Source organism: Micromonospora sp. WMMD723, assembly GCF_049863385.1.
In the GTDB taxonomy this organism is placed as follows: domain Bacteria; phylum Actinomycetota; class Actinomycetes; order Mycobacteriales; family Micromonosporaceae; genus Micromonospora; species Micromonospora wenchangensis.
The window spans coordinates 4,406,032-4,424,945 of record NZ_JBMKNR010000001.1 but is presented as its reverse complement, the minus strand read 5'-3'; the positions used below and the strand labels follow the sequence as shown (position 1 = coordinate 4,424,945).

19 protein-coding genes are annotated in these 18,914 nt (G+C 73.9%); 6 read left to right on the top strand and 13 right to left on the bottom strand.

Annotated elements, in window-relative coordinates; genetic code table 11:
* Positions 1-6 precede the first annotated feature (6 nt).
* A complete protein-coding gene (locus ACN261_RS19575) occupies positions 7-660 on the bottom strand; it encodes a TetR family transcriptional regulator (RefSeq protein WP_421486760.1) in 654 nt (217 codons plus the stop codon).
* 152 nt (positions 661-812) lie between these two features.
* Here ACN261_RS19575 and ACN261_RS19570 point away from each other — a divergent pair, with 152 nt between their 5' ends.
* Positions 813-1,352 carry an RNA polymerase sigma factor gene (locus tag ACN261_RS19570; protein ID WP_421486759.1) on the top strand — a complete coding sequence of 180 codons (540 nt, stop codon included), beginning with the start codon at positions 813-815 and terminating at the stop codon, positions 1,350-1,352.
* Positions 1,345-1,875 (top strand): hypothetical protein, encoded by a 531-nt coding sequence (locus ACN261_RS19565; protein ID WP_421486758.1) that lies wholly within the window; start codon positions 1,345-1,347, stop codon positions 1,873-1,875. The genes ACN261_RS19570 and ACN261_RS19565 overlap by 8 nt, the downstream gene beginning before the upstream one ends.
* On the opposite strand, the gene ACN261_RS19560 is transcribed toward ACN261_RS19565, so the two are convergent.
* Positions 1,872-3,266 (bottom strand): protein kinase domain-containing protein, encoded by a 1,395-nt coding sequence (locus ACN261_RS19560; protein ID WP_425851458.1) that lies wholly within the window; start codon positions 3,264-3,266, stop codon positions 1,872-1,874. The genes ACN261_RS19565 and ACN261_RS19560 overlap by 4 nt on opposite strands.
* 136 nt (positions 3,267-3,402) lie before the next feature.
* Between ACN261_RS19560 and ACN261_RS19555 the strand changes: the two genes are divergently transcribed.
* The 3 genes from ACN261_RS19555 (at position 3,403) to ACN261_RS19545 (ending at position 5,420) form a co-directional block, all read left to right on the top strand.
* Positions 3,403-4,017 carry a hypothetical protein gene (locus ACN261_RS19555; RefSeq protein ID WP_421486756.1) on the top strand — a complete coding sequence of 205 codons (615 nt, stop codon included), beginning with the start codon at positions 3,403-3,405 and terminating at the stop codon, positions 4,015-4,017.
* A 117-nt stretch (positions 4,018-4,134) separates the two neighbouring features.
* Positions 4,135-4,476 (top strand): PadR family transcriptional regulator, encoded by a 342-nt coding sequence (locus ACN261_RS19550; RefSeq protein WP_425851455.1) that lies wholly within the window; start codon positions 4,135-4,137, stop codon positions 4,474-4,476.
* Positions 4,473-5,420: a permease prefix domain 1-containing protein gene (locus ACN261_RS19545; RefSeq protein WP_421486754.1), complete on the top strand. Its 948-nt coding sequence runs from the start codon at positions 4,473-4,475 to the stop codon at positions 5,418-5,420. The genes ACN261_RS19550 and ACN261_RS19545 overlap by 4 nt, the downstream gene beginning before the upstream one ends.
* Before the next feature lie 291 nt (positions 5,421-5,711).
* On the opposite strand, the gene ACN261_RS19540 is transcribed toward ACN261_RS19545, so the two are convergent.
* From ACN261_RS19540 to pgsA, 7 genes are all read right to left on the bottom strand, one after another.
* A complete protein-coding gene (locus ACN261_RS19540; RefSeq protein ID WP_204961337.1) occupies positions 5,712-6,464 on the bottom strand; it encodes a YebC/PmpR family DNA-binding transcriptional regulator in 753 nt (250 codons plus the stop codon).
* A gap of 219 nt (positions 6,465-6,683) precedes the next feature.
* On the bottom strand, positions 6,684-7,289 hold the full coding sequence (gene pdxT / locus ACN261_RS19535) for a pyridoxal 5'-phosphate synthase glutaminase subunit PdxT (protein WP_421486752.1): 606 nt from the start codon (positions 7,287-7,289) through the stop codon (positions 6,684-6,686).
* A 31-nt stretch (positions 7,290-7,320) separates the two neighbouring features.
* On the bottom strand, positions 7,321-8,238 hold the full coding sequence (gene pdxS, locus ACN261_RS19530) for a pyridoxal 5'-phosphate synthase lyase subunit PdxS (RefSeq protein ID WP_421486751.1): 918 nt from the start codon (positions 8,236-8,238) through the stop codon (positions 7,321-7,323).
* 162 nt (positions 8,239-8,400) lie between these two features.
* Positions 8,401-8,904, bottom strand: coding sequence for a hypothetical protein (locus ACN261_RS19525; RefSeq protein WP_421487059.1), 504 nt, complete (start codon positions 8,902-8,904; stop codon positions 8,401-8,403).
* A gap of 8 nt (positions 8,905-8,912) precedes the next feature.
* A complete protein-coding gene (locus ACN261_RS19520) occupies positions 8,913-10,082 on the bottom strand; it encodes a glycosyltransferase family 4 protein (protein ID WP_421486750.1) in 1,170 nt (389 codons plus the stop codon).
* Between the two features lie 14 nt (positions 10,083-10,096).
* A complete protein-coding gene (locus tag ACN261_RS19515; RefSeq protein WP_421486749.1) occupies positions 10,097-11,038 on the bottom strand; it encodes a phosphatidylinositol mannoside acyltransferase in 942 nt (313 codons plus the stop codon).
* On the bottom strand, positions 11,035-11,655 hold the full coding sequence (gene pgsA, locus ACN261_RS19510) for a phosphatidylinositol phosphate synthase (protein ID WP_421486748.1): 621 nt from the start codon (positions 11,653-11,655) through the stop codon (positions 11,035-11,037). The genes ACN261_RS19515 and pgsA overlap by 4 nt, the downstream gene beginning before the upstream one ends.
* A 251-nt stretch (positions 11,656-11,906) precedes the next feature.
* Between pgsA and ACN261_RS19505 the strand changes: the two genes are divergently transcribed.
* The gene (locus ACN261_RS19505) at positions 11,907-14,054 is read left to right on the top strand and encodes an elongation factor G-like protein EF-G2 (RefSeq protein WP_425851451.1); all 2,148 of its coding nucleotides are present in this window, start codon (positions 11,907-11,909) and stop codon (positions 14,052-14,054) included.
* A gap of 174 nt (positions 14,055-14,228) precedes the next feature.
* On the opposite strand, the gene ACN261_RS19500 is transcribed toward ACN261_RS19505, so the two are convergent.
* The 4 genes from ACN261_RS19500 to thrS all read right to left on the bottom strand — a co-directional run bounded on the left by ACN261_RS19500 (position 14,229) and on the right by thrS (position 18,847).
* The gene (locus ACN261_RS19500) at positions 14,229-15,287 is read right to left on the bottom strand and encodes an aldo/keto reductase (RefSeq protein ID WP_425851449.1); all 1,059 of its coding nucleotides are present in this window, start codon (positions 15,285-15,287) and stop codon (positions 14,229-14,231) included.
* Positions 15,288-15,433: 146 nt separating this feature from the next.
* Complete coding sequence (locus ACN261_RS19495; protein ID WP_425851447.1) at positions 15,434-16,084, bottom strand: CG0192-related protein; 651 nt, start codon at positions 16,082-16,084, stop codon at positions 15,434-15,436.
* A gap of 106 nt (positions 16,085-16,190) precedes the next feature.
* Entirely contained in the window at positions 16,191-16,763 is a 573-nt protein-coding gene (locus ACN261_RS19490) for an HIT family protein (protein WP_421486744.1), read from the bottom strand.
* 80 nt (positions 16,764-16,843) lie between these two features.
* Positions 16,844-18,847, bottom strand: coding sequence for a threonine--tRNA ligase (thrS, locus tag ACN261_RS19485; RefSeq protein ID WP_421486743.1), 2,004 nt, complete (start codon positions 18,845-18,847; stop codon positions 16,844-16,846).
* Between the last annotated feature and the right edge of the window lie 67 nt (positions 18,848-18,914).

Below are 18,914 nucleotides of genomic sequence, written 5' to 3'. Positions count from 1 at the left end.
GTTTCCTTACCGGGTTCGATGCACGCCCGGCGCGGTCGCGCCGGGCTGGTCGGGGGTACGGGGGTCGGGCAGCCCGGCGGCGACGGCGGCGAACGCCTCGTCGAGCAGGTCGGCCAGGGAACGGGACCCGCCGCCGGTGGCCCAGCGGACCATCGCGGTACGCAGCGCGGCCCCGGTGACCGCCACCACGAGGGCGGGATAGCCGTCGTCCGGGGCGTGACCGGTGCGCGCCGCGAGCGCCTCGACCATGGCCTGCTCGGTCGTCGCGTTGCCGGAGACCAGCCGGGCCAGCAGCATCGGGTGCTGCATCACCACCTGCATCCGCAGCAGCCACAACGCGGCGTCGCCCTCCACCTCGTCGATCACGCCGGCCAGGGCCGACCGGATCGCCGTCAGCGCCGGCACCTGCGCCGGTACGGCGGCCAGCGCCCGCAGCACCCGTTCCCGGTCGCCCGCCGTGTCGCCGACCAGCGCGTCGTCCTTGGTGGCGAAGTAGTTGAAGAAGGTCCGGGCGGAGACGTCCGCCGCCTCGGCGATCTCCTCGACGGTGACCTGGTCCAGCCCCCGCTCGGCGACCAGGCGCAGTGCGGCGGCGGCCAGTGCGGCACGGGTCTGCCGCTTCTTGCGGTCCCGCCGTCCGAGTCCCTCGTCCCTGGTCACGGAGGGAGCCTACGGACAAGATTGCAGTGCCTGCAAACTTGCACAGTGTGACATGAAACTCGACCGGGGCCACGCCGGTCCGGGGTGGCCCGGCTGGGTCCCGGCGGCATAGCCTCGACGGCACACCACACCACCTCGGTCGGGGGACGGCCATGCTCCTCGCGGACGACATCGACGACCTGGCCCACGCCGCCGCCCGGGGTGAGCCGGGTGCCCTCGACGCGCTGCTGACGGCGGTACGCCCCGAGGTCCTGCGGCTGTGCGGCCGGCTGCTGCCCCACCGGGAGGACGCCGAGGAGGCCTGCCAGGACGCCCTGCTCGCGGTGGCCCGGGGCATCGGACGCTTCGAGGGCCGCTCGTCGTTCCACACCTGGCTGTACCGGCTCACCGCCAACCGGGCCCGGTCGACCTACCGGGCGCTGCGCCGGCGCTGGCAGGTCGAGGCCGGCGGGGTGCCGCTGCCCGACCCGCCGGACCCCCGACGCACCAGCGTGGTCGCCGGTACCCGGCTCGACCTGCTCGACGCGTTGGACACGGTCCGCCCCGAGGCGGCCGAGGCGCTGACCCTGCGCGACCTGCTCGGCCTGCCCTACTCCGAGATCGCCACCCTGCTCGATACGCCGGAGGGCACCGTGAAGTCCCGCGTCCACCAGGCCCGCCGCCAGGTCCGGGAACGGTTGACCGGTGGCTGAGCGGACCGGCCGGTGGCTGGCCGCCGTGCTGCTGCTCGTACCGGTGACCGGCTGCGCGGCCCCGGTCGCCCCGCTCCCGGTCCGGGCACCGACGCCCACCCCGGCGATCCCGACGACCGCACCCCCGGCCACCGTGGCCCCGACCCCCACCGGCCCGACCCCACGCAGCGTGGCGGCGCTGCCGACGCGGTCCACAGCGGCACCGTCCACCCCCGACCGGACCCCGGGCACCCGGCCACCGTCGGCGAGCCCCCGGCCGAGCGCCTGCCTGGGCCCGGTCCGCTACGACCTGGTCCTCGCCGACACCGAGCTGGCGCTGCTGACCTCGCTGTGCCTGGGAGTCGGCGGGGTGCTCCGGCTCCAGGGGATCGGACCCGGCGAGGTCACGGTGGACCGGGAGGACCTGGTCGACCAGAACTACGAGGCCGGCGTGGTCGACCTCCGCTTCCTGCGCGCCGGCACGATCGGGGTGACCATCCCGTACGAGGGGACGACGTACCTGGTCACAGTGGTGGTCGTCTAGCCGGGACGGACGCGCACCCCGGCCAGCAGTGCGTCGACGACGTCCGGCCCGCTGCCCGGCGGCGGGACGACCTGCGCGTAGAGCAACCCGGCCCGGCCGGCACGGGCGGCAGCCTCGACCAGTACCGGCCGACCCGCCGGGCAGGTGAACCGGGCGACCACCCAGACCGTCGCGCCCCGGCGGACCCGCCGTACCGGGGCGGCCACGCAGTCGGCGTGCGGACGCTGCGCGACGAAGTCCGCCGGGGTGGACCAGCGGCCCAGGGTCGCGGAGAGACCGACGAAGGCACCGGGCATGGTCGGGTCGGTCGCCCACCGGCCCGGGTCGGGCGAGACGACAAGCGCCGGTTCGAGCCGCCCCCGCGCGTCGTACCGGCCGGCCCAGCCCGTCCCGGCGGCCCGCCAGCCGGCCGGCAGGAGCACGCTCACCGGCCCGCTGCGGCCCCACCGGCCGTCGGCCGTGGGTCGGGTGGCGTCACCGCCGGTGGCACCCACCGCGACCAGGATCAGGGCCCCGGCCAGGCCGAGCCGGCGCGCCACCCGGCGACCGGCAGCCGACCCGGCCCGGCTGACCGGCCGCCCCTCCCCCGCCGGGAACGCCCTCCCCGGTCGCCGGGTGGCGGGGTCGTCGGGTGGACCGGCGGCCCGGCGCAACGCCGCCCGGAAGGCGTCCGCGTCGGGGTAGCGGTCGGCGGGGCGGGGGGCGGTGGCCCGGCGCAGCACCGCCACCACCGGCGCGGGCACCCCGTCCAGGTGCGGCCGGGGGCCGGGGCCGCCGAGCAACCGCAGGCCGAGCCGACCCAGCCCGAACACGTCGCTGCGGGTGTCCACCACGGCCAGCGGATCGTCCTGTTCGGGCGCCATGTAGCCGGGCGTGCCGGCGCGGGCGGTCAGCCCGGAGGCGGCGGCGAGCGCCTTGGCCAATCCGAGGTCGGCGATGACCACCCGTTCCCCGTCGGCGGTCGAGGTGAACAGCACGTTGCCCGGGGTGAGGTCGCGGTGCACCACCCGCTCCCGGTGCAGCACGGCGACCCCGGCGGCGATCTCGTCGAGCAGATCCAGGGCCGGCGGCACCGGGGGCGTCCCGGCGGCCAGCCGGTCCCGCAGGCTTCCACCGTCAGCCAGGGCCAGCACCGCGTACGGCCGACCGTCGGGTAGTTCGCCGACCGCGTGCACCCGTACCAGCCGGGGGTGGTCGAGCCGCCGCAGCAGCCGGGCCTCGTCCCGGAAGCGTTCGCGGACCCGCAGGTCGTGACTCCAGTTCTCGGCCAGCACCTTGATCGCCACCCGGGAGTCGAGAGCGGGGTCGTGACCGAGCCAGACGGTCGCGAAGGAGCCCGCACCGAGCAGCCGTTGCACCCGGTAGGGCCCGATCCACGCCGGAATGCCCATCGTTCCACCCCCACCGCACGGTATCCGGCGTCGGCGGGTGCCGGTGTGCGCCGGAGGCGGTCGGAAAGCCGACGAACGGATTCCGGCCCGGCGGAGACCAACAGAACGACAGACCCGTACCTGCGAAGGAGTTGTCATGCATCGTCTCCGCACCATCCTGCTCACCGGCGTGCTGGCCCTGGCCGTCGTCGCGCCGGCGGTACCGGCCGGGGCGCATCCCGACGTCGCGTCGGGTTCCACGGTGGACCGCGCGTCGGGGGTCGCCGCCGAGCTGCGGTCGGGCGGCCTCCCCGGGCGTCCCACCGGCGGCACCGACCTGCTCAGCGTCCGGGGGGCGGGGCCGTTCCGGATCGGCGCGTCACTGACCCGGCTCACCGCGGCCGGACTGATCGACTGGACGGTCGTCGACTGCGAGGGCGTGGTCACGGCCGGCGTCACCGGCGAGTGGGCCGGGAAGATCATGGTGGCCTTCCGCAACGGACGGCTGGTCGAGATGGGTACCGCCACCGCCCCGCCCCGCTCGCCGGCCGGGGCGAGCGTGGGCATGTCCTTCGCCGAGGTGGCGCGGATCTACGGCTCCCGGGGCGAGTTCATCCACAACGACGCCGGGGACGACACGGCGTACCTGGTGCGGTTCGGCAACCGGGTCGAGTTGTTCACCGGGCACCCGATCCGACCGGGAGTCGGCTACTTCCAGGTCGGGCTGGCGGACCACGTCGAGCGGGCCTTCCGGCAGGGCCATCCCTGCTGACCAGCCGGTCGGAGCCGGGGCGTCGGGGTTTCCCCGACGCCCCGGCTCGCATGGTGCCGACTCCTACATTGCTGCGCCGATGGACATTAGTGTGTGCCACACAGTATGGTGTGACGTATGGTCAACGAAGAGGTTCTGCGGACCCATCTCCAGGAGCTGCGCCGCGGCACGGTGGTGGTCGCCAGCCTGCTGGCCCTGCGCACGCCCGACTACGGCTACGCACTGCTGCAACGTCTGGCCGGGCACGGCTTCCCGGTCGACGCCAACACCCTCTATCCGCTGCTGCGGCGGCTGGAGGAACAGGGGCTGCTGACCAGCGAGTGGAACACCGAGGAAAGCCGGCCACGCAAGTTCTACCGGACCAGCGCCGACGGCGAGACGGTGCTGACCCGGCTGCTCGACGACCTCGCCGCCGTACAGACCTCCGTGACCGGGCTGATCGAAGGAGCCGACCGATGAACACCCTGACCGACCGCTACCTCGCGGCGACGCTCCGCTCGGTGCCCGTCGAGCGTCGCGACGAGATCGCCACCGAGTTGCGCGCCTCGATCGAGGACATGATCGAGGACCGGAGCGGCGGCGGCCAGCACACCGCCGCCGCCGAGCGGGAGGTGCTCACCGAGCTGGGCGATCCGGACCTGTTGGCCTCCCGGTACGCCGACCGCCGGCTCCAGCTCATCGGCCCGGCCTACTACCTCGTCTGGCTCCGGCTGCTCAAACTGCTGCTCAGTTTCATCCCGGCGATCGTCGGCACGGTCGTCGTGATCGTCAAGGTGGCGCAGGGCAACGGATTCGGCGCCATCGGTCCGGGCATCGTCGCCGCCATGCAGGTGGGCGTCCAGATCGCCTTCTGGCTCACCCTCACGTTCGCCGTCATCGAACGCGCCCAACCGGGCACCGCCATGCCCGGCTGGACCGTCGACCAACTCCCCGACGTCCCCACCCACCGGGACGTCTCCCTCGCCGAGACCGTCGCCACGGTGGCCATGCTGGCGCTGGCCATCGGGTACCTGCCCCTGCAGCACTTCCAGTCGTGGGTGCGCGACACCGACGGCGGCAACATCCCGCTCCTCGCCCCGGCGCTGTGGGCGTTCTGGCTGCCGGCGCTGATCGTGGTGCTGGCCGCCAGCGTGGTGTTCGAGATCGTCAAGTACCGGATCGGACGCTGGACCTGGCCACTGTTCGGGGTCAAGGGCCTGCTCGACGTGGCCTTCGCGCTGCCGGTGGCGTGGCTGGCGCTGAGCGACCGGCTGCTCAACCCCGCCCTGGCCGACCGGCTGAGCTGGCTCGCCGACCAGGACAACCGGGACACCCTCGGAGTCGTCATCGCGCTGAGCGCGGCCGGGGTGGTGGTCTGGGGGCTGATCGACAGCGCCGTGAAGACGCGCCGCCAGGCGCGCTGAGCCGACCCGCACCCGACGGGCCCGGCGTACCCACGCCGGCCCGTCGTGCGGTCCGGGAGCCGGGCTGCACGGGGCGGGTCAGGTCAGCCGCATCGACGAGGGCGACGTGGGGCTGCGGAGCTGGCCCCGGCACGGCGGCCCAGCCCGGCGGCACCGACGGCAGGTAGAGCGCCAACGGGTCGTCGGTGTCCGCCAGGCAGATGGTGGGGCAGCCGAACCAGACCTCACCACGCAGGATCTCCCGCCGGACGACCACGTCGCCCGGCGGGAACCGGCGTGCCGGCCCGACCGTCAGGCGTCCACCGCGGCCATCACGTCGTCCGAGACGTCGAAGTTGGCGTAGACGTTCTGCACGTCGTCGCAGTCCTCCAGCACGTCGATCAGCTTGAAGATCTTGCGTGCGCCGTCCTCGTCGAGCGGCACGTTGACGCTGGGGATCAGCGAGGACTCGGCCGACTCGTACTCGATCCCGGACTCCTGCAGGGCGGTGCGGACCGCGATCAGGTCGGTCGGCTCGGAGACCACCTCGTACGCCTCACCGAGGTCGTTGACCTCCTCGGCGCCGGCGTCGAGGACCGCCATCATCACGTCGTCCTCGGTGGTGTCGGCCTTGGGGACGATCACCACGCCCTTGCGGGAGAACATGTACGACACCGAGCCGGCGTCGGCGAGCGAGCCGCCGTTGCGGGTCAGCGCGGTACGGACCTCGGTGGCGGCCCGGTTGCGGTTGTCGGTCAGGCACTCGATCAGCATGGCCACGCCGTTCGGGCCGTACCCCTCGTACATGATGGTCTGCCAGTCGGCGCCGCCGGCCTCCAGGCCGGAGCCGCGCTTGACCGCGCGGTCGATGTTGTCGTTCGGCACCGAACTCTTCTTGGCCTTCTGGATGGCGTCGAAGAGGGTCGGGTTGCCGGCCGGGTCACCGCCGCCGGTGCGGGCCGCCACCTCGACGTTCTTGATCAGCTTGGCGAACATCTTGCCGCGCTTGGCGTCGATGACGGCCTTCTTGTGCTTGGTGGTCGCCCATTTAGAGTGGCCGGACATCTCGTACCTCCGTCTGTTGACTCACGCCTCGCGTCGGCTGGCCGCGCCGACTCCGGGCCAGCACCGGCCGCGTTGGAGGGCTGCGACGGGCAGTGCCCGCGCCGAACCGCGGCAATCCTACCGAGAGCACCGACCCCGCCGTCACACCCGGCGCGCCACCACCACCGACCCCCGGCAAATCGCCACGAATGACCGCTTTCGTTCCCGGGTCGGGCCGGCTCAGCGGGCGGCGGCGACCAGGTCGGCGAAGTAGCGGTGCAGGCGCAGGTCGCCGGTCAGCTCCGGGTGGAACGAGGTGGCCAGCAGATTGCCCTGGCGGACGGCGACCACCCGGTCGACGGCCGGGCCACCGGTGACCCGACCCAGCACCTCGACGCCGGGGTCGACCCGCTCGACCCAGGGGGCCCGGATGAAGACGGCGTGGAACGCGGGCCCGTCGACCCCGGCGATGCGCACCGGGGCCTCGAACGAGTCCACCTGGCGACCGAACGCGTTGCGTCGCACGGTCATCCCGATGCCGGCGAAACCCCGCTGGTCGGGGCGGCCGTCCAGCACCTCGGCGGCCAGCATGATCATGCCGGCGCAGGAGCCGTAGACCGGCATCCCGGCGGCGATCCGCTTGTCGACCGGCTCGCGCAGGCCGAAGATGTCCACCAGCTTGCTCATCGTGGTGGACTCCCCGCCGGGAAGGACCAGCCCGTCGACCGCGTCCAGCTCGGCCGGCCGGCGCACCGGGCGGGCGTGGACACCGACCCCGGCCAGAGCGGTGAGGTGCTCACGGACGTCCCCCTGCAACGCCAGCACCCCGATCACCGGTCCGCGCACGGCTGCCCCTCCCGACGTCGTGGCCCCCGGGTCACCAGCCGCGCTCGGCGAGACGGTGCGGCTGCGGGATCTCGTCGACGTTGATGCCGACCATCGCCTCGCCCAGTCCTCGGGACACCTTGGCCAGCACGTCCGGGTCGTCGTGGAAGGTGGTGGCCTTGACGATCGCCGCGGCCCGCTCGGCCGGGTTGCCCGACTTGAAGATGCCGGAGCCGACGAAGACGCCCTCCGCGCCGAGCTGCATCATCATCGCGGCGTCGGCCGGGGTGGCGATGCCCCCGGCGGTGAACAGCACCACCGGCAGCTTGCCCGTCTCGGCGACCTCCCGGACCAGCTCGTACGGGGCCTGCAACTCCTTGGCGGCGACGAACAACTCGTCGGCCGGCAGGGAGCTGAGCCGGGCGATCTCCTGCCGGATCCTCCGCATGTGCATGGTGGCGTTGGAGACGTCCCCGGTGCCCGCCTCACCCTTGGAGCGGATCATGGCCGCACCCTCGGTGATCCGGCGCAGCGCCTCGCCCAGGTTGGTCGCGCCGCACACGAACGGGACGGTGAACGCCCACTTGTCGATGTGGTTGGCGTAGTCGGCCGGGGTCAGCACCTCGGACTCGTCGACGTAGTCGACGCCGAGCGACTGGAGGATCTGTGCCTCGACGAAGTGGCCGATCCGGGCCTTGGCCATCACCGGGATGGAGACGGCCTGGATGATGCCGTCGATCATGTCCGGGTCGCTCATCCGGGACACGCCGCCCTGGGCCCGGATGTCGGCCGGCACCCGCTCCAGCGCCATCACGGCCACCGCGCCGGCGTCCTCGGCGATCTTGGCCTGCTCGGCGGTGACCACGTCCATGATCACGCCACCCTTGAGCATCTCGGCCATGCCCCGCTTGACGCGGGCGGTGCCCCAGACCTGGGCGTCACCGGCGTTCGGGGAGGTCGTTTCGGGCACGGCTCATCACTCCTCGGACGTGCTGGGGGGTGGGTTCCGGCTGATGCTACGACCGTGGCGACGCCGTTCCGACAGCCAATCGGCCCCACGGTGGCCTGCCCTGTGGCCCGCGTCACCACGTCCGCGCAGCGCCCCCGGCGGCCCGGCCGGCACGCCGTGGGGTCAGCCCGTGGGGACGTCGGCGGGCAGGGCCAGGGTGGGGTCGTCGATGTCGAAGTAGCGCGGCCACGGATGGCGACGGCCCATCCGGCACACCCGCACCAGCGGTCGGCTACGCGCGCTACGGGCGTCCCGGACCAGGTCCGTGTGCACCTGCCGGGACAGGGCCAGCCGCCGGCTCGCCGCGATCACCGCCTCGCACGCCGGATCGGCCGGGTCGAGCCGGACCGCCCGCAGTTGCCGGGTGAGGTCGTTCTCGGCCGCCTCCCGCTCCTCGGGGACGGCGTCCAGGGCGATCCGGGCCGCCGCGTACAACTCGACGCCGTAGCGCTTCTCGGCCAGCACTGCGGCGGCGGCGGCCCGGCGCAGCAGGTGCGCGTCGAGGGCCCGTGCCGCCGACTCCGCCCGGGTCTGCAGCCGCTCGACCCGGCCGGCCGTCCAGACCAGGTAGACCACGAGCAGGGCGGCCACGACCGCGGTGCCCAGCACCGCCCACAGCTGCGGCAGCGTGGTGCTCACCCGGGACCACCCAGCCCCGCCCACTCCTGGTCGATGACCCGCCCGTCGGTGGCCTCGATGGCCGCCGCGTAGACCTCCACCACCCGGCGGGCCACCACCGGCCAGTCGAAGTGGGCGACCACCTGGTCGCCGCAGGCGGTCAACGCCGCCCGCTGCGCCGGGTCGTCGAGCAGTTCCGCCAGGGCGGCACGCAGGCCGACCGGGTCGCCGGTCGGGAAGAGCCGGCCGGCCCGCCCGCCGTCGAGCACCCGACGGAACGCGTCCAGGTCGCTGGCGACCACGGTGGCGCCGGCCGCGAGCGCCTCGGTGAGGATCATGCCGAACGACTCGCCGCCGGTGTTCGGGGCGACGTAGAGGTCGACGCTGCGCAGCATCCGGGCCTTGTCGACCTCGGAGACCAGGCCGAGGAACGTCACCCGGTCACGCAGTTCGGCCGGGAACCGCCCGAACAGGTCGTCCGGATCGCCGGGCCCGGCCACCAGCAGGCGCAGTCCCGGCCGGTGCGGGGCCAGCGCGACGAAGGCGTCCCGCAGGATCGGGAAGCCCTTGCGGGCCTCGGTGAACCGGCCGAGGAAACCCAGCGTCCCGCCGCTGCCGGTGGCGCACTCCCCCGGCCAGCCGGGCAACGGCTCGACGCCGGCGAACTTCGCCACCGCCACCCCGTTGGGGATCTCCACCGCCCCGCCGTCCATGTGCTCGACCTGCACCTTGCGGGCCAGCGCGCTGACCGCGATCCGGGCGGTGATCCGCTCCAGCAGGATCTGGAGCACCCCCTGGGCGGCGGCGAGCACCCGGGAGCGGGTCATCGCGGTGTGGAAGGTGGCCACCACCGGCCCCCGGGCGGAGAGCACCGCCAGCATCGACAGGCTCGGGGTGAGCGGTTCGTGCACGTGCAGCACGTCGAAGTCGCCCCGGGTGAGCCAGCGCCGCACCCGGGCGGTGGAGACCGGCCCGAACGCGATCCGGGCCACCGAACCGTTGTACGGCAGCGGCACCGCCCGGCCGGCGGAGACCACGTACGGCGGCAGCGTCGACTCCTCGTCGGCGGGGGCCAGGACGCTCACCTCGTGCCCCAGCCCGAGCAACGCCTCGGCCAGGTCCATGACGTGGTTCTGCACCCCGCCCGGGACGTCGAAGGAGTACGGGCACACGATGCCGATCCGCACTGGCGCCCCCTCCCTCAGACCGATCCGGCGCTGGCCGGGGGCGGCGGCGCGGTGGACCCGCCGTCGGTGGAGCCCCGCTGGTCCAGCCACATCCGCTGCAACATGTGCCAGTCTTGCGGATGACGGGCGATGCCCGCCGCCAGACGGTCGGCAATCCGCTGGGTCAGCACCCGGACCCGCTCGTCCAGGGGTGCGCTGTCCGGTTCGGGCACCGGCAGCGGGCCCTCCAACTGCGCGCGCGGCATCTCCGGTTCGTACCACAGCGACGCAACGTAGAGCGGGGCGCCGGTGCGGATGGCCAGCAGGGCGGGCCCGGCCGGCATCTTGGTCCGCGCGCCGAAGAAGTCCACCTCGATGCCCCGGGCGGACAGGTCCCGGTCGGCCAGCAGCGGCACCACCGCGCCGCTGTGCAGCCGGTCCACCAGCACGTCGAAGGCCGGCCGGGCACCGCCGTGGGTGGGCAGGATCTCCATGCCGAGCGTCTGCCGGAAGGCGAGGAACCGCTGGTAGACGCCCTCCGGCTTGAGTCGTTCGGCAACCGTGGTGATCGGCCAGCCGGTGGCCGCGACCCAGGCGCCGGCAGCGTCCCAGTTGCCCGCGTGCGGCAACGCCACCACCGCGCCCCGGCCGGCCGCCACGTCGGCGGCGAGCATGTCCGAGCCCCCGAGGTGGAACCCGTCGAGGATCTGCCGGCGGCTGAGCGAAGGCAGCCGGAACGCCTCCATCCAGTACCTGGCGTACGACCGCAGCCCCTGCCTGACCAGCGCGTCCAGCTCCGGCTCGGGCAGGTCCGGGCCGACCACCCGGCGCAGGTTGGCGCGCAGCCGGGTGGCGCCCTTGCCGCGGCCCCGGTGGGCGTGGTCGGCACCGGCCCGGAAGGCGGCGGCGACCACGGGCCGGGGCAGCGCGCGGGCCAGCCGCCAGCCGGCGACGTAGCCGAGCTCGGTGAGGTTCACTCGCGGCCGACCAGTTGCGCCTGCCGGTACACGTGGGCCACCCGCTGGCCGACCGTGAAGATCGACACGGCGGCGAGCAGCCAGAGCGAGATCTCCAGGGCCGGGCCGACCCCGAGGCCGGTGAGCAGCCCACCGACCCCGACGATCAGCAGCCGCTCGGTGCGTTCCGCGACGCCCACGTTCGCGCTCATGCCCAACCCCTCGGCGCGCGCCTTGACGTAGGAGACCAGTCCCCCGGCGGCCAGGCAGAGCAGCGCGGCGGCCACCCCGGAGTGGTTGCCCTCGGTGGCCAGCCAGTAGGCGACCGCGCCGAACACCGCACTGTCGGAGACCCGGTCCATCGACGAGTCGAGGAACGCGCCGAACCGGGTCGATCCGCCGCTCATCCGGGCCATCGTCCCGTCGAGCATGTCGGTCAGCGCGAAGAACGTCACGATCAACGCTCCGGCGACGAGGTGGCCACGGGCGCCGAAGCCGAGCGCGCCGACGAGCACGCCGACGGTGCCGGCCACGGTGACCGCGTTGGGGGACACACCGGCGCGGAGCAGGCCGCGCGCGACCGGCTCCACGACGCGGGTCATGCCCGCGCGGGCCGTCACTTGGAAGATCTTCGCCATGGCGGTCCCACGATAACGGCCGGCAGTCCCGCGCGGTACGGCCGGTCGCCCGACCCGCCCGGGAGGCTTGTGCCGGCCCCCCGCCGGGTGTGAGATCGGGGTGGAAGGTGAGCCAGCTCACCGTCGCGGCCGTTGACCGTCGTCCGGCCGGCGGGTCACCGGAGGATAGCGCCGCGGCACCCGCACCGGGCCCCGCTTCCCGTCGCGCGCGGCGGTCGCCATCCACCACCGGCTGAGGGAGGTGCGCCGCGATGGCGCAGAGGAACCACGACAGGGCTGCCACCGGCGTGCCGGCGGTGACCGACCCCGGCACCGTACGCAACGTGGTGCTGGTCGGGCACTCGGGGGCCGGCAAGACGACCCTGGTCGAGGCGCTGCTCGCAGCCAGCGGCACGATCGACCGGGCCGGCAGCGTCGCCGCCGGCACCACCGTCGGCGACCACGACCCCGCCGCGGTACGCCAACAGCGTTCCGTCGCCCTGTCCTGCGCGCCGCTGGTGCACGCCGGGGTGACGGTGAACCTGCTGGACACCCCCGGGTACGGCGACTTCGTCGGCGAGCTGCGGGCCGGTCTGCGGGCCGCCGACGCGGCACTGTTCGTGGTGTCCGCCGTCGACGGGATGGACGCCGCCACGGCCGCCCTGTGGGAGGAGTGCGCCGCGGTCGACCTGCCGCGTGCGGTGGCGGTCGCCCGGCTGGACCATCCGCGTGCCGACTTCGACGAGGCGGTGGCGCTGTGCCAGCGGGTCTTCGGGGACAACGTGCTCCCGCTGCACCTGCCGATGCTCGGTGACGACGGCGAGTCGGTGGCCGGTCTGCTGGCGCTGGTCACCCGGCGGGTGCACGACTACTCGGCCGGGCTGCCCGCCACCGTGCGCGACCCGGACCCGCAGCACCTGCCGGCGATCACCGAGTCCCGGGGCGAGCTGATCGAGGGGATCATCGCCGAGAGCGAGGACGAGACCCTGATGGACCGCTACCTCGACGGTGCGGAGATCGACCCTCAGGTGCTGGTCACCGACCTGGAGAAGGCGGTCGCCCGGGGACACTTCTACCCGGTGGTGCCGGTCTGCGCGGCCACCGGCGTCGGGCTGGACGTGCTGCTCGACGGCCTGGTGTCGGCGTTCCCGTCGCCGCTGCAACGGCCGGTGCCGGCGGTCACCGGGCTGGACGGCTCCCCCCGCCCGCCGCTGGACTGCGACCCGGACGGCCCGCTGGTCGCCGAGGTGGTCCGGACCACCGTCGACCGGCACGTCGGCCGGGTCTGCCTGGTCCGGGTCTTCTCCGGGACGCTGCGCCCCGACCAGACGGTGCACGTGTCCGGGCACGGGAGGGCCGACCGGGGGCACCCCGACCACGACGCCGACGAGCGGATCGGGCACGTCTACCGTCCGCTCGGGGCGGCCCTGCGGGAGGTGGACGCCTGCGTCGCGGGTGACATCTGTGCGATCACCAAGTCGGGCAGCGCGGAGACCGGCGACACCGTCTCGGCGCGCGACGAGCCGCTGCTGATCGCGCCGTGGGAGATGCCGGAGCCGCTGCTCCCGGTGGCGGTGGTGGCCCGCAGCCGCGCCGACGAGGACGCCCTCGCCCGCAACCTGGGCCGGCTGATCGTGGGCGACCCGACGCTGCGGCTGGAACGCAACCCGCAGACCCACCAGCTGGTGCTGTGGTGCATGGGCGAGGCGCACGCCGACGTGGTGCTCGACCGGCTCCGGGCCGGCGGGGTGGAGCTGGACACCGAGCCGGTGCGGGTGCCGCTGCGGGAGACGTTCACGGTGGCCGCCACCGGGCACGGGCGGCACGTCAAGCAGTCCGGTGGGCACGGCCAGTACGCGGTCTGCGACCTCACGGTGGAGCCGTTGCCCCGGGGTGCCGGGATCGAGTTCGTCGACCGGGTGGTCGGCGGGGCGGTGCCGCACCACTTCGTACCGTCGGTGGAGAAGGGCGTACGGGCGCAGTTGGCGCAGGGGCTGGTCGCCGGCCACCCGGTGGTGGACGTGCGGGTGACCCTGGTCGACGGCAAGGCGCACAGCGTCGACTCGTCCGACGCCGCGTTCCAGACCGCCGCCGCGCTCGCCCTGCGCGACGCCGCCGGGCGGGGCGGGACGACGCTGCTGGAGCCGGTGGACGAGGTGGTGGTCCGGGTCGCCGACTCCTCGGTCGGGGCGGTGCTGGGCGACCTGTCCGGCCGGCGGGGCCGGGTGCTCGGCACCGAGGCCGACCCGGACGTCGAGGGCCGCACCCTGATCCGGGCCGAGGTGCCCGCCCTGGAACTGCTGCGCTACGCGGTGGAGCTGCGCGCCCTGACCGCCGGCACCGGCACCTTCCGCCGCACCTTCTCCCACCACGACCCGATGCCCGCCCACCTCGCCGCCGCCCCCTCCACCCCCCACTAGCCCACCCGTCCTTCCCCACCCACCCCCACCCCCACCCACCCCGCAGCGCCGATCATGGAGTTGTGGTGGGTTTTTAGCCCCGATATGCGAGTTATGCGGAGCCCCACAACTCCATGATCGACGGGGTGGGAGGGGTGGGGTGGGGGTGGGGGTGGGGAAGGGCGGGTGGGGTGGTCAGGGGCGGGCGGTGGGGATGGGGGGGAGCGGCCAGTGGGGGCGGTCGGCGTCGCGGAGGGCGGCTGTGCGCAGCGCGGCGAGCTGCCGTTCCACCTCGGCGAAGTGGTCCGGCGTGAGCGGGCCGAGGCGCAGCGCGGCGGCGTTCTCCTCCACCTGGGCGACGGTTCGGCAGCCGGGGATCGGCACCGCCCGGCCGCTGCGTGCCCAGATCCAGCCCAGCGCGCCCTGGGCCAGGGTCCGGCCGTCGGCGGTCAGCGCGCCACGGACGGCGGTGACCCGGCGCAGCCACTCCGGCGCGGGCCGGCCGCCCCGGAACCACTCCAGCCATCCGGGGGTCATTCCCCGCACGTCGTCGCGGGGCAGGGTGGAGCCCGCCGTGTACTTGCCGGTGAGCAGCCCCATCCCGAGCGGTCCCCGGTTGACGCTGGCCAGGTCGTACTTGTCGCAGGTGGCCAGCATCGCCGGCGCGTCGCGCAGCACCGACAGGTTGTGCTGGATCGCGGTGGCGTGCGCAGCCACCTGGGCGAAGCCGGCGGCCCGGTCGGCCCGGTCGGTGCTCCAGCCGTACGCCCGGACGAGGCCGTCGGCGACCAGGTCCTCGCAGGTGCCCACCAGCGCCTCCACCCGGGGCAGCGGCAGGTCACCCAGGTGCAGCTGGTAGAGGTCGATCCGGTCGGTGCCCAGCCGACGCAGGGAGTCGACGACCGCCCGCCGCAGGTACGCCGGGGAGGCGTCCTCGCCGGTGGCCTGCCGGGCCCGTTCGTCGAAGGTGTACCCCCACTTGGTGGCGATCACCGCCTCGTCCCGGCGGCCGGCCAGCGCCCGCCCGAGGACCCGTTCACCGTGCCCGGCGCCGTACGTGTCGGCGGTGTCGAAGAGGGTCACGCCGAGGTCGAGGGCGCGGCGGACGGCCCGCACCGACTCCTCATCGTCGACCGCGCCCCAGCCCAGCGGCTGGGATCCTTCGGCCCAGGGGCCACCGATCGCCCAGCACCCCATGCCGAGGGCGCTGACCTCGATGCCGCTGCGACCCAACACCTGTGTCGTCACTGCCATCGCCGCATCGTGTCACCTTCCGCAGGCGTGGGGAGACGAAGCTGACGCATCGTGCCCGATCGACCACAAGCGACACCCCCGGGCGCGGACTCCGGGCGACGGCGACCCGCCCGGCCCACCCGTGGTGTCGGGACTCCGCGGGGCGGTCAGCGGGGCCTGACGCAGGCCAGCGGCACCGGGGTCGACTGCCCCGGCCAGCGGCCGGTCAGGGTGGCGGCTGCCGGCCCGCCGTCGGGCAGTCCACCGACCGGTCCGTCACCGGGCAGTCGGCGCGCGACGAGCAGGTCGACGGTGTCGGTGCCGAGCCGGGTCGGGTCGCCGTCGACCACCTGGCGTACCGCGCCGACGACAGGGGCCCCGACGCTGCCGGTGGTGGCCACCGTCATGGACGGCTCGCGGATCTCCCGCACCCCGTCGATCTCGAAGTACTCCTGCGCCTGGCCGGTTCCGGTGAGGATCGCGGCGGCCAGGGCAGCGGCGTAGACCGGGTCGCCGCACCCGTCGTAGACCCAGCGGGGGCCGAGCACCGAGTGGTGGGTGGTGCCGACCAGCCACTCGTCGGCGTCGGCCAGCGGCGCGTCCCGGTAGGTCAGCGGGACCTGGTGGACCGGGCCGGCGTCGACCCGTACCAGGATCGTCTCGATGCCGACGGCACCGGCGGGGTCGTCGAACCGGTAGGCGGCCACCCGGACCGGCTCGCCGGCGGCCGGCCCCGAATACCACCGTCGGCCCGGCAGCCAGTCGGCCAGGAGTTCGAGCTTCGTGGGGCGGATCTCCGCCCGGTGCAGCAAGGCCATGATCACATCCTAGGAGTCGGCACACCGGCCGCCGCACCCGTCACGCGGCCCGGTCGACCGGCCCGCGCCCGACCGTGCCGTGGCGGATGCGCGTCCCGGCCGCCGGTCAGGACGGCCAGGCGCGGGCGAGCAGCTCGCGGGTGTCGGAGAGCAGTTGCGGCAGCACCTTCGTCCGGCCGATCACCGGCATGAAGTTGATGTCCCCACCCCACCGGGGCACCACGTGCTGGTGCAGGTGGGCGGCGATGCCGGCGCCGGCCACCCCGCCCTGGTTCATCCCCAGGTTGAACCCGTGCGCGCTGCTGACCTGCCGGACCACCCGCATCGCGGTCTGGGTGAACGCCGCCAGCTCCACCGTCTCGGCCTGGTCGAGTTCGGTGTAGTCGGCCACGTGCCGGTAGGGGCAGACCAGCAGGTGCCCCGGGTTGTACGGGTAGAGGTTGAGCACCGCGAAGACGTGCGTGCCCCGGGCCACCACCAGGCTCCGCTCCGGCGGCAGGCCGGGGGCCAGGCAGAACGGGCAGCCGGCGGGCTTCTCGTAGCCCCCCTCGGGGCGGTCCTCCCCCGAGATGTAGGTCATCCGGTGCGGGGTCCAGAGCCGGTCGAGCCCGTCGGCCAGGCCGTCGTCCGCCGGGCCGTGGTCCGTGTCGCCGTCGAGGTGCCGCTCCGCCCCAGTCACACCGCCGATCCTACGATCCCCCACCACGACCGCCACCGGCCCGTCGGTACGGGGGCCGGTGGCGGGTGGGGTGGGCCGGGTCAGCCGGCGGCGGACGGCCCCGCGTTGGCCCGCGAGGAGACCACGTCGAGCACGTGGTCGACCGCCTCGGCGACCGGCACCCCGTTGCGCTGGGAACCGTCGCGGTAGCGGAACGAGACGGTGCCGGCGGCCACGTCGTCGTCCCCGGCGATCACCATGAACGGGATCTTCTGCTGCTGGGCGGTGCGGATCTTCTTCTGCATCCGGTCGTCACCGGCGTCGACCTGGGCCCGGATGCCCTTGGCGCGCAGCGCCGCGACGAAGCCGTGCAGGTACTCGGTGTGGTCCTCGCGGATCGGGATGCCGACCACCTGCACCGGGGCTAGCCAGGCCGGGAACGCCCCGGCGTAGTGCTCGGTGAGGACCCCGAAGAACCGCTCGATCGACCCGAACAGCGCCCGGTGGATCATCACCGGCCGCTGCCGGCTGCCGTCGGCCGCCTGGTACTCCAGGCCGAACCGCTCAGGCAGGTTGAAGTCGACCTGGATGGTGGACATCTGCCAGGTCCGGCCGATGGCGTCCTTGGCCTGCACGGAGATCTTCGGCCCGTAGAACGCCGCACCGCCCGGGTCGGGCACCAGGTGCAGGCCGGACTCCTCGGCGGCCGAGCGCAGCGCCTCGGTGGCCCGCTCCCAGTTCTCGTCGGTGCCGACCGACTTGTCCGGGTTACGGGTGGACAGTTCGAGGTAGAAGTCGTCCAGGCCGTAGTCGCGCAGCAGCTCCAGGACGAAGGCGAGCAGCGACTTCAGCTCGCCGGCCATCTGCTCCTCGGTGCAGAAGATGTGCGCGTCGTCCTGGGTCATGCCCCGGACCCGGGTCAGGCCGTGCACCACGCCCGACTTCTCGTAGCGGTAGACCGTGCCGAACTCGAACATCCGCAGCGGCAGCTCCCGGTAGGAGCGACCCCGGGACCGGAAGATCAGGTCGTGCATCGGGCAGTTCATCGGCTTGAGGTAGTAGTTCGCCCCCTCCACCTCCATGGGGGGGAACATCCCGTCGGCGTACCAGTCGAGGTGCCCGGAGACCTCGTACAGGTGGCCCTTGGTGATGTGCGGGGTGTTGACGAACGAGTAGCCGGCCTCCTCGTGCTTGACCCGCGAGTAGTTCTCCATCTCCCGGCGGATGATGCCGCCCTTGGGGTGGAAGACCGCCAGGCCGGAGCCCAGCTCATCGGGGAAGCTGAACAGGTCGAGGTCCACCCCCAGCTTGCGGTGGTCGCGCCGGGCGGCCTCCTCCAGCAGCTTCAGGTACGCCTTCAGCTCGTCGCGGGTCGGCCAGGCGGTGCCGTACACCCGCTGGAGCTGCGGGTTCTTCTCCGACCCCCGCCAGTACGCGGCGGCCGAGCGCATCAGCTTGAACGCGCCGATCAGCCGGGTGTTCGGCAGGTGCGGGCCCCGGCACAGGTCCGACCAGCAGACCTTGTCCTCGCCGGCGGCGAGGTTGTCGTAGATGGTCAACTCGCCGCCGCCCACCTCCATCACCTCGCTGGTGTCCAGCCCCTCGCCCTTGACCTCGATCAGTTCGAGCTTGAACGGCTCGGCGGCCAGCTCGGCCCGCGCCTCGTCCAGGCTGCCGAAGCGGCGGCGGCGGAACCGCTGGCCGGACTTGACGATCTCCTGCATCCGCTTTTCCAGCTTGGCCAGGTCGTCGGGCTGGAACGGCTTGTCGACGGCGAAGTCGTAGTAGAAGCCGTTCTCGATCGGCGGGCCGATGCCCAGCTTGGCCTCGGGGAAGACGTCCTGCACGGCCTGCGCGAGCACGTGCGCGGTGGAGTGCCGCAGCACGTTGAGCCCGTCCGGCGAGTCGAGGCTGACCGGTTCGACGGTGGTGTCCTCGGCGGGGGCCCAGTCCAGGTCGCGGAGCTGGCCCTGCGGGTCGCGGACCACCACGACCGCCTTCGGGCCGGCGGCGGGCAGCCCGGCCGCGGCCACCGCGTCGGCCGCCGTCGTCCCGGCGGCCACGACGACGGGGTCGGCCACGACGGGGGTACGGGGTGCGGACACGGTGAACTCCTCAACGGCAGGCGGCACGGATGGGCCGGACGCGCCGGCTGCTTCGATGCTATCGGTC

Excerpts from the sequence above, each read along its gene's own strand:
- ACN261_RS19570 (WP_421486759.1), top strand. The coding sequence starts at position 813 with ATGCTCCTCGCGGACGACATCGACGACCTGGCCCACGCCGCCGCCCGG.
- ACN261_RS19560 (WP_425851458.1), bottom strand. The coding sequence starts at position 3,266 with ATGGGCATTCCGGCGTGGATCGGGCCCTACCGGGTGCAACGGCTGCTC.
- ACN261_RS19555 (WP_421486756.1), top strand. The coding sequence starts at position 3,403 with ATGCATCGTCTCCGCACCATCCTGCTCACCGGCGTGCTGGCCCTGGCC.
- ACN261_RS19550 (WP_425851455.1), top strand. The coding sequence starts at position 4,135 with ATGGTCAACGAAGAGGTTCTGCGGACCCATCTCCAGGAGCTGCGCCGC.
- ACN261_RS19545 (WP_421486754.1), top strand. The coding sequence starts at position 4,473 with ATGAACACCCTGACCGACCGCTACCTCGCGGCGACGCTCCGCTCGGTG.
- ACN261_RS19540 (WP_204961337.1), bottom strand. The coding sequence starts at position 6,464 with ATGTCCGGCCACTCTAAATGGGCGACCACCAAGCACAAGAAGGCCGTC.
- pgsA (WP_421486748.1), bottom strand. The coding sequence starts at position 11,655 with ATGGCGAAGATCTTCCAAGTGACGGCCCGCGCGGGCATGACCCGCGTC.
- ACN261_RS19505 (WP_425851451.1), top strand. The coding sequence starts at position 11,907 with ATGGCGCAGAGGAACCACGACAGGGCTGCCACCGGCGTGCCGGCGGTG.
- ACN261_RS19500 (WP_425851449.1), bottom strand. The coding sequence starts at position 15,287 with ATGGCAGTGACGACACAGGTGTTGGGTCGCAGCGGCATCGAGGTCAGC.
- ACN261_RS19495 (WP_425851447.1), bottom strand. The coding sequence starts at position 16,084 with ATGGCCTTGCTGCACCGGGCGGAGATCCGCCCCACGAAGCTCGAACTC.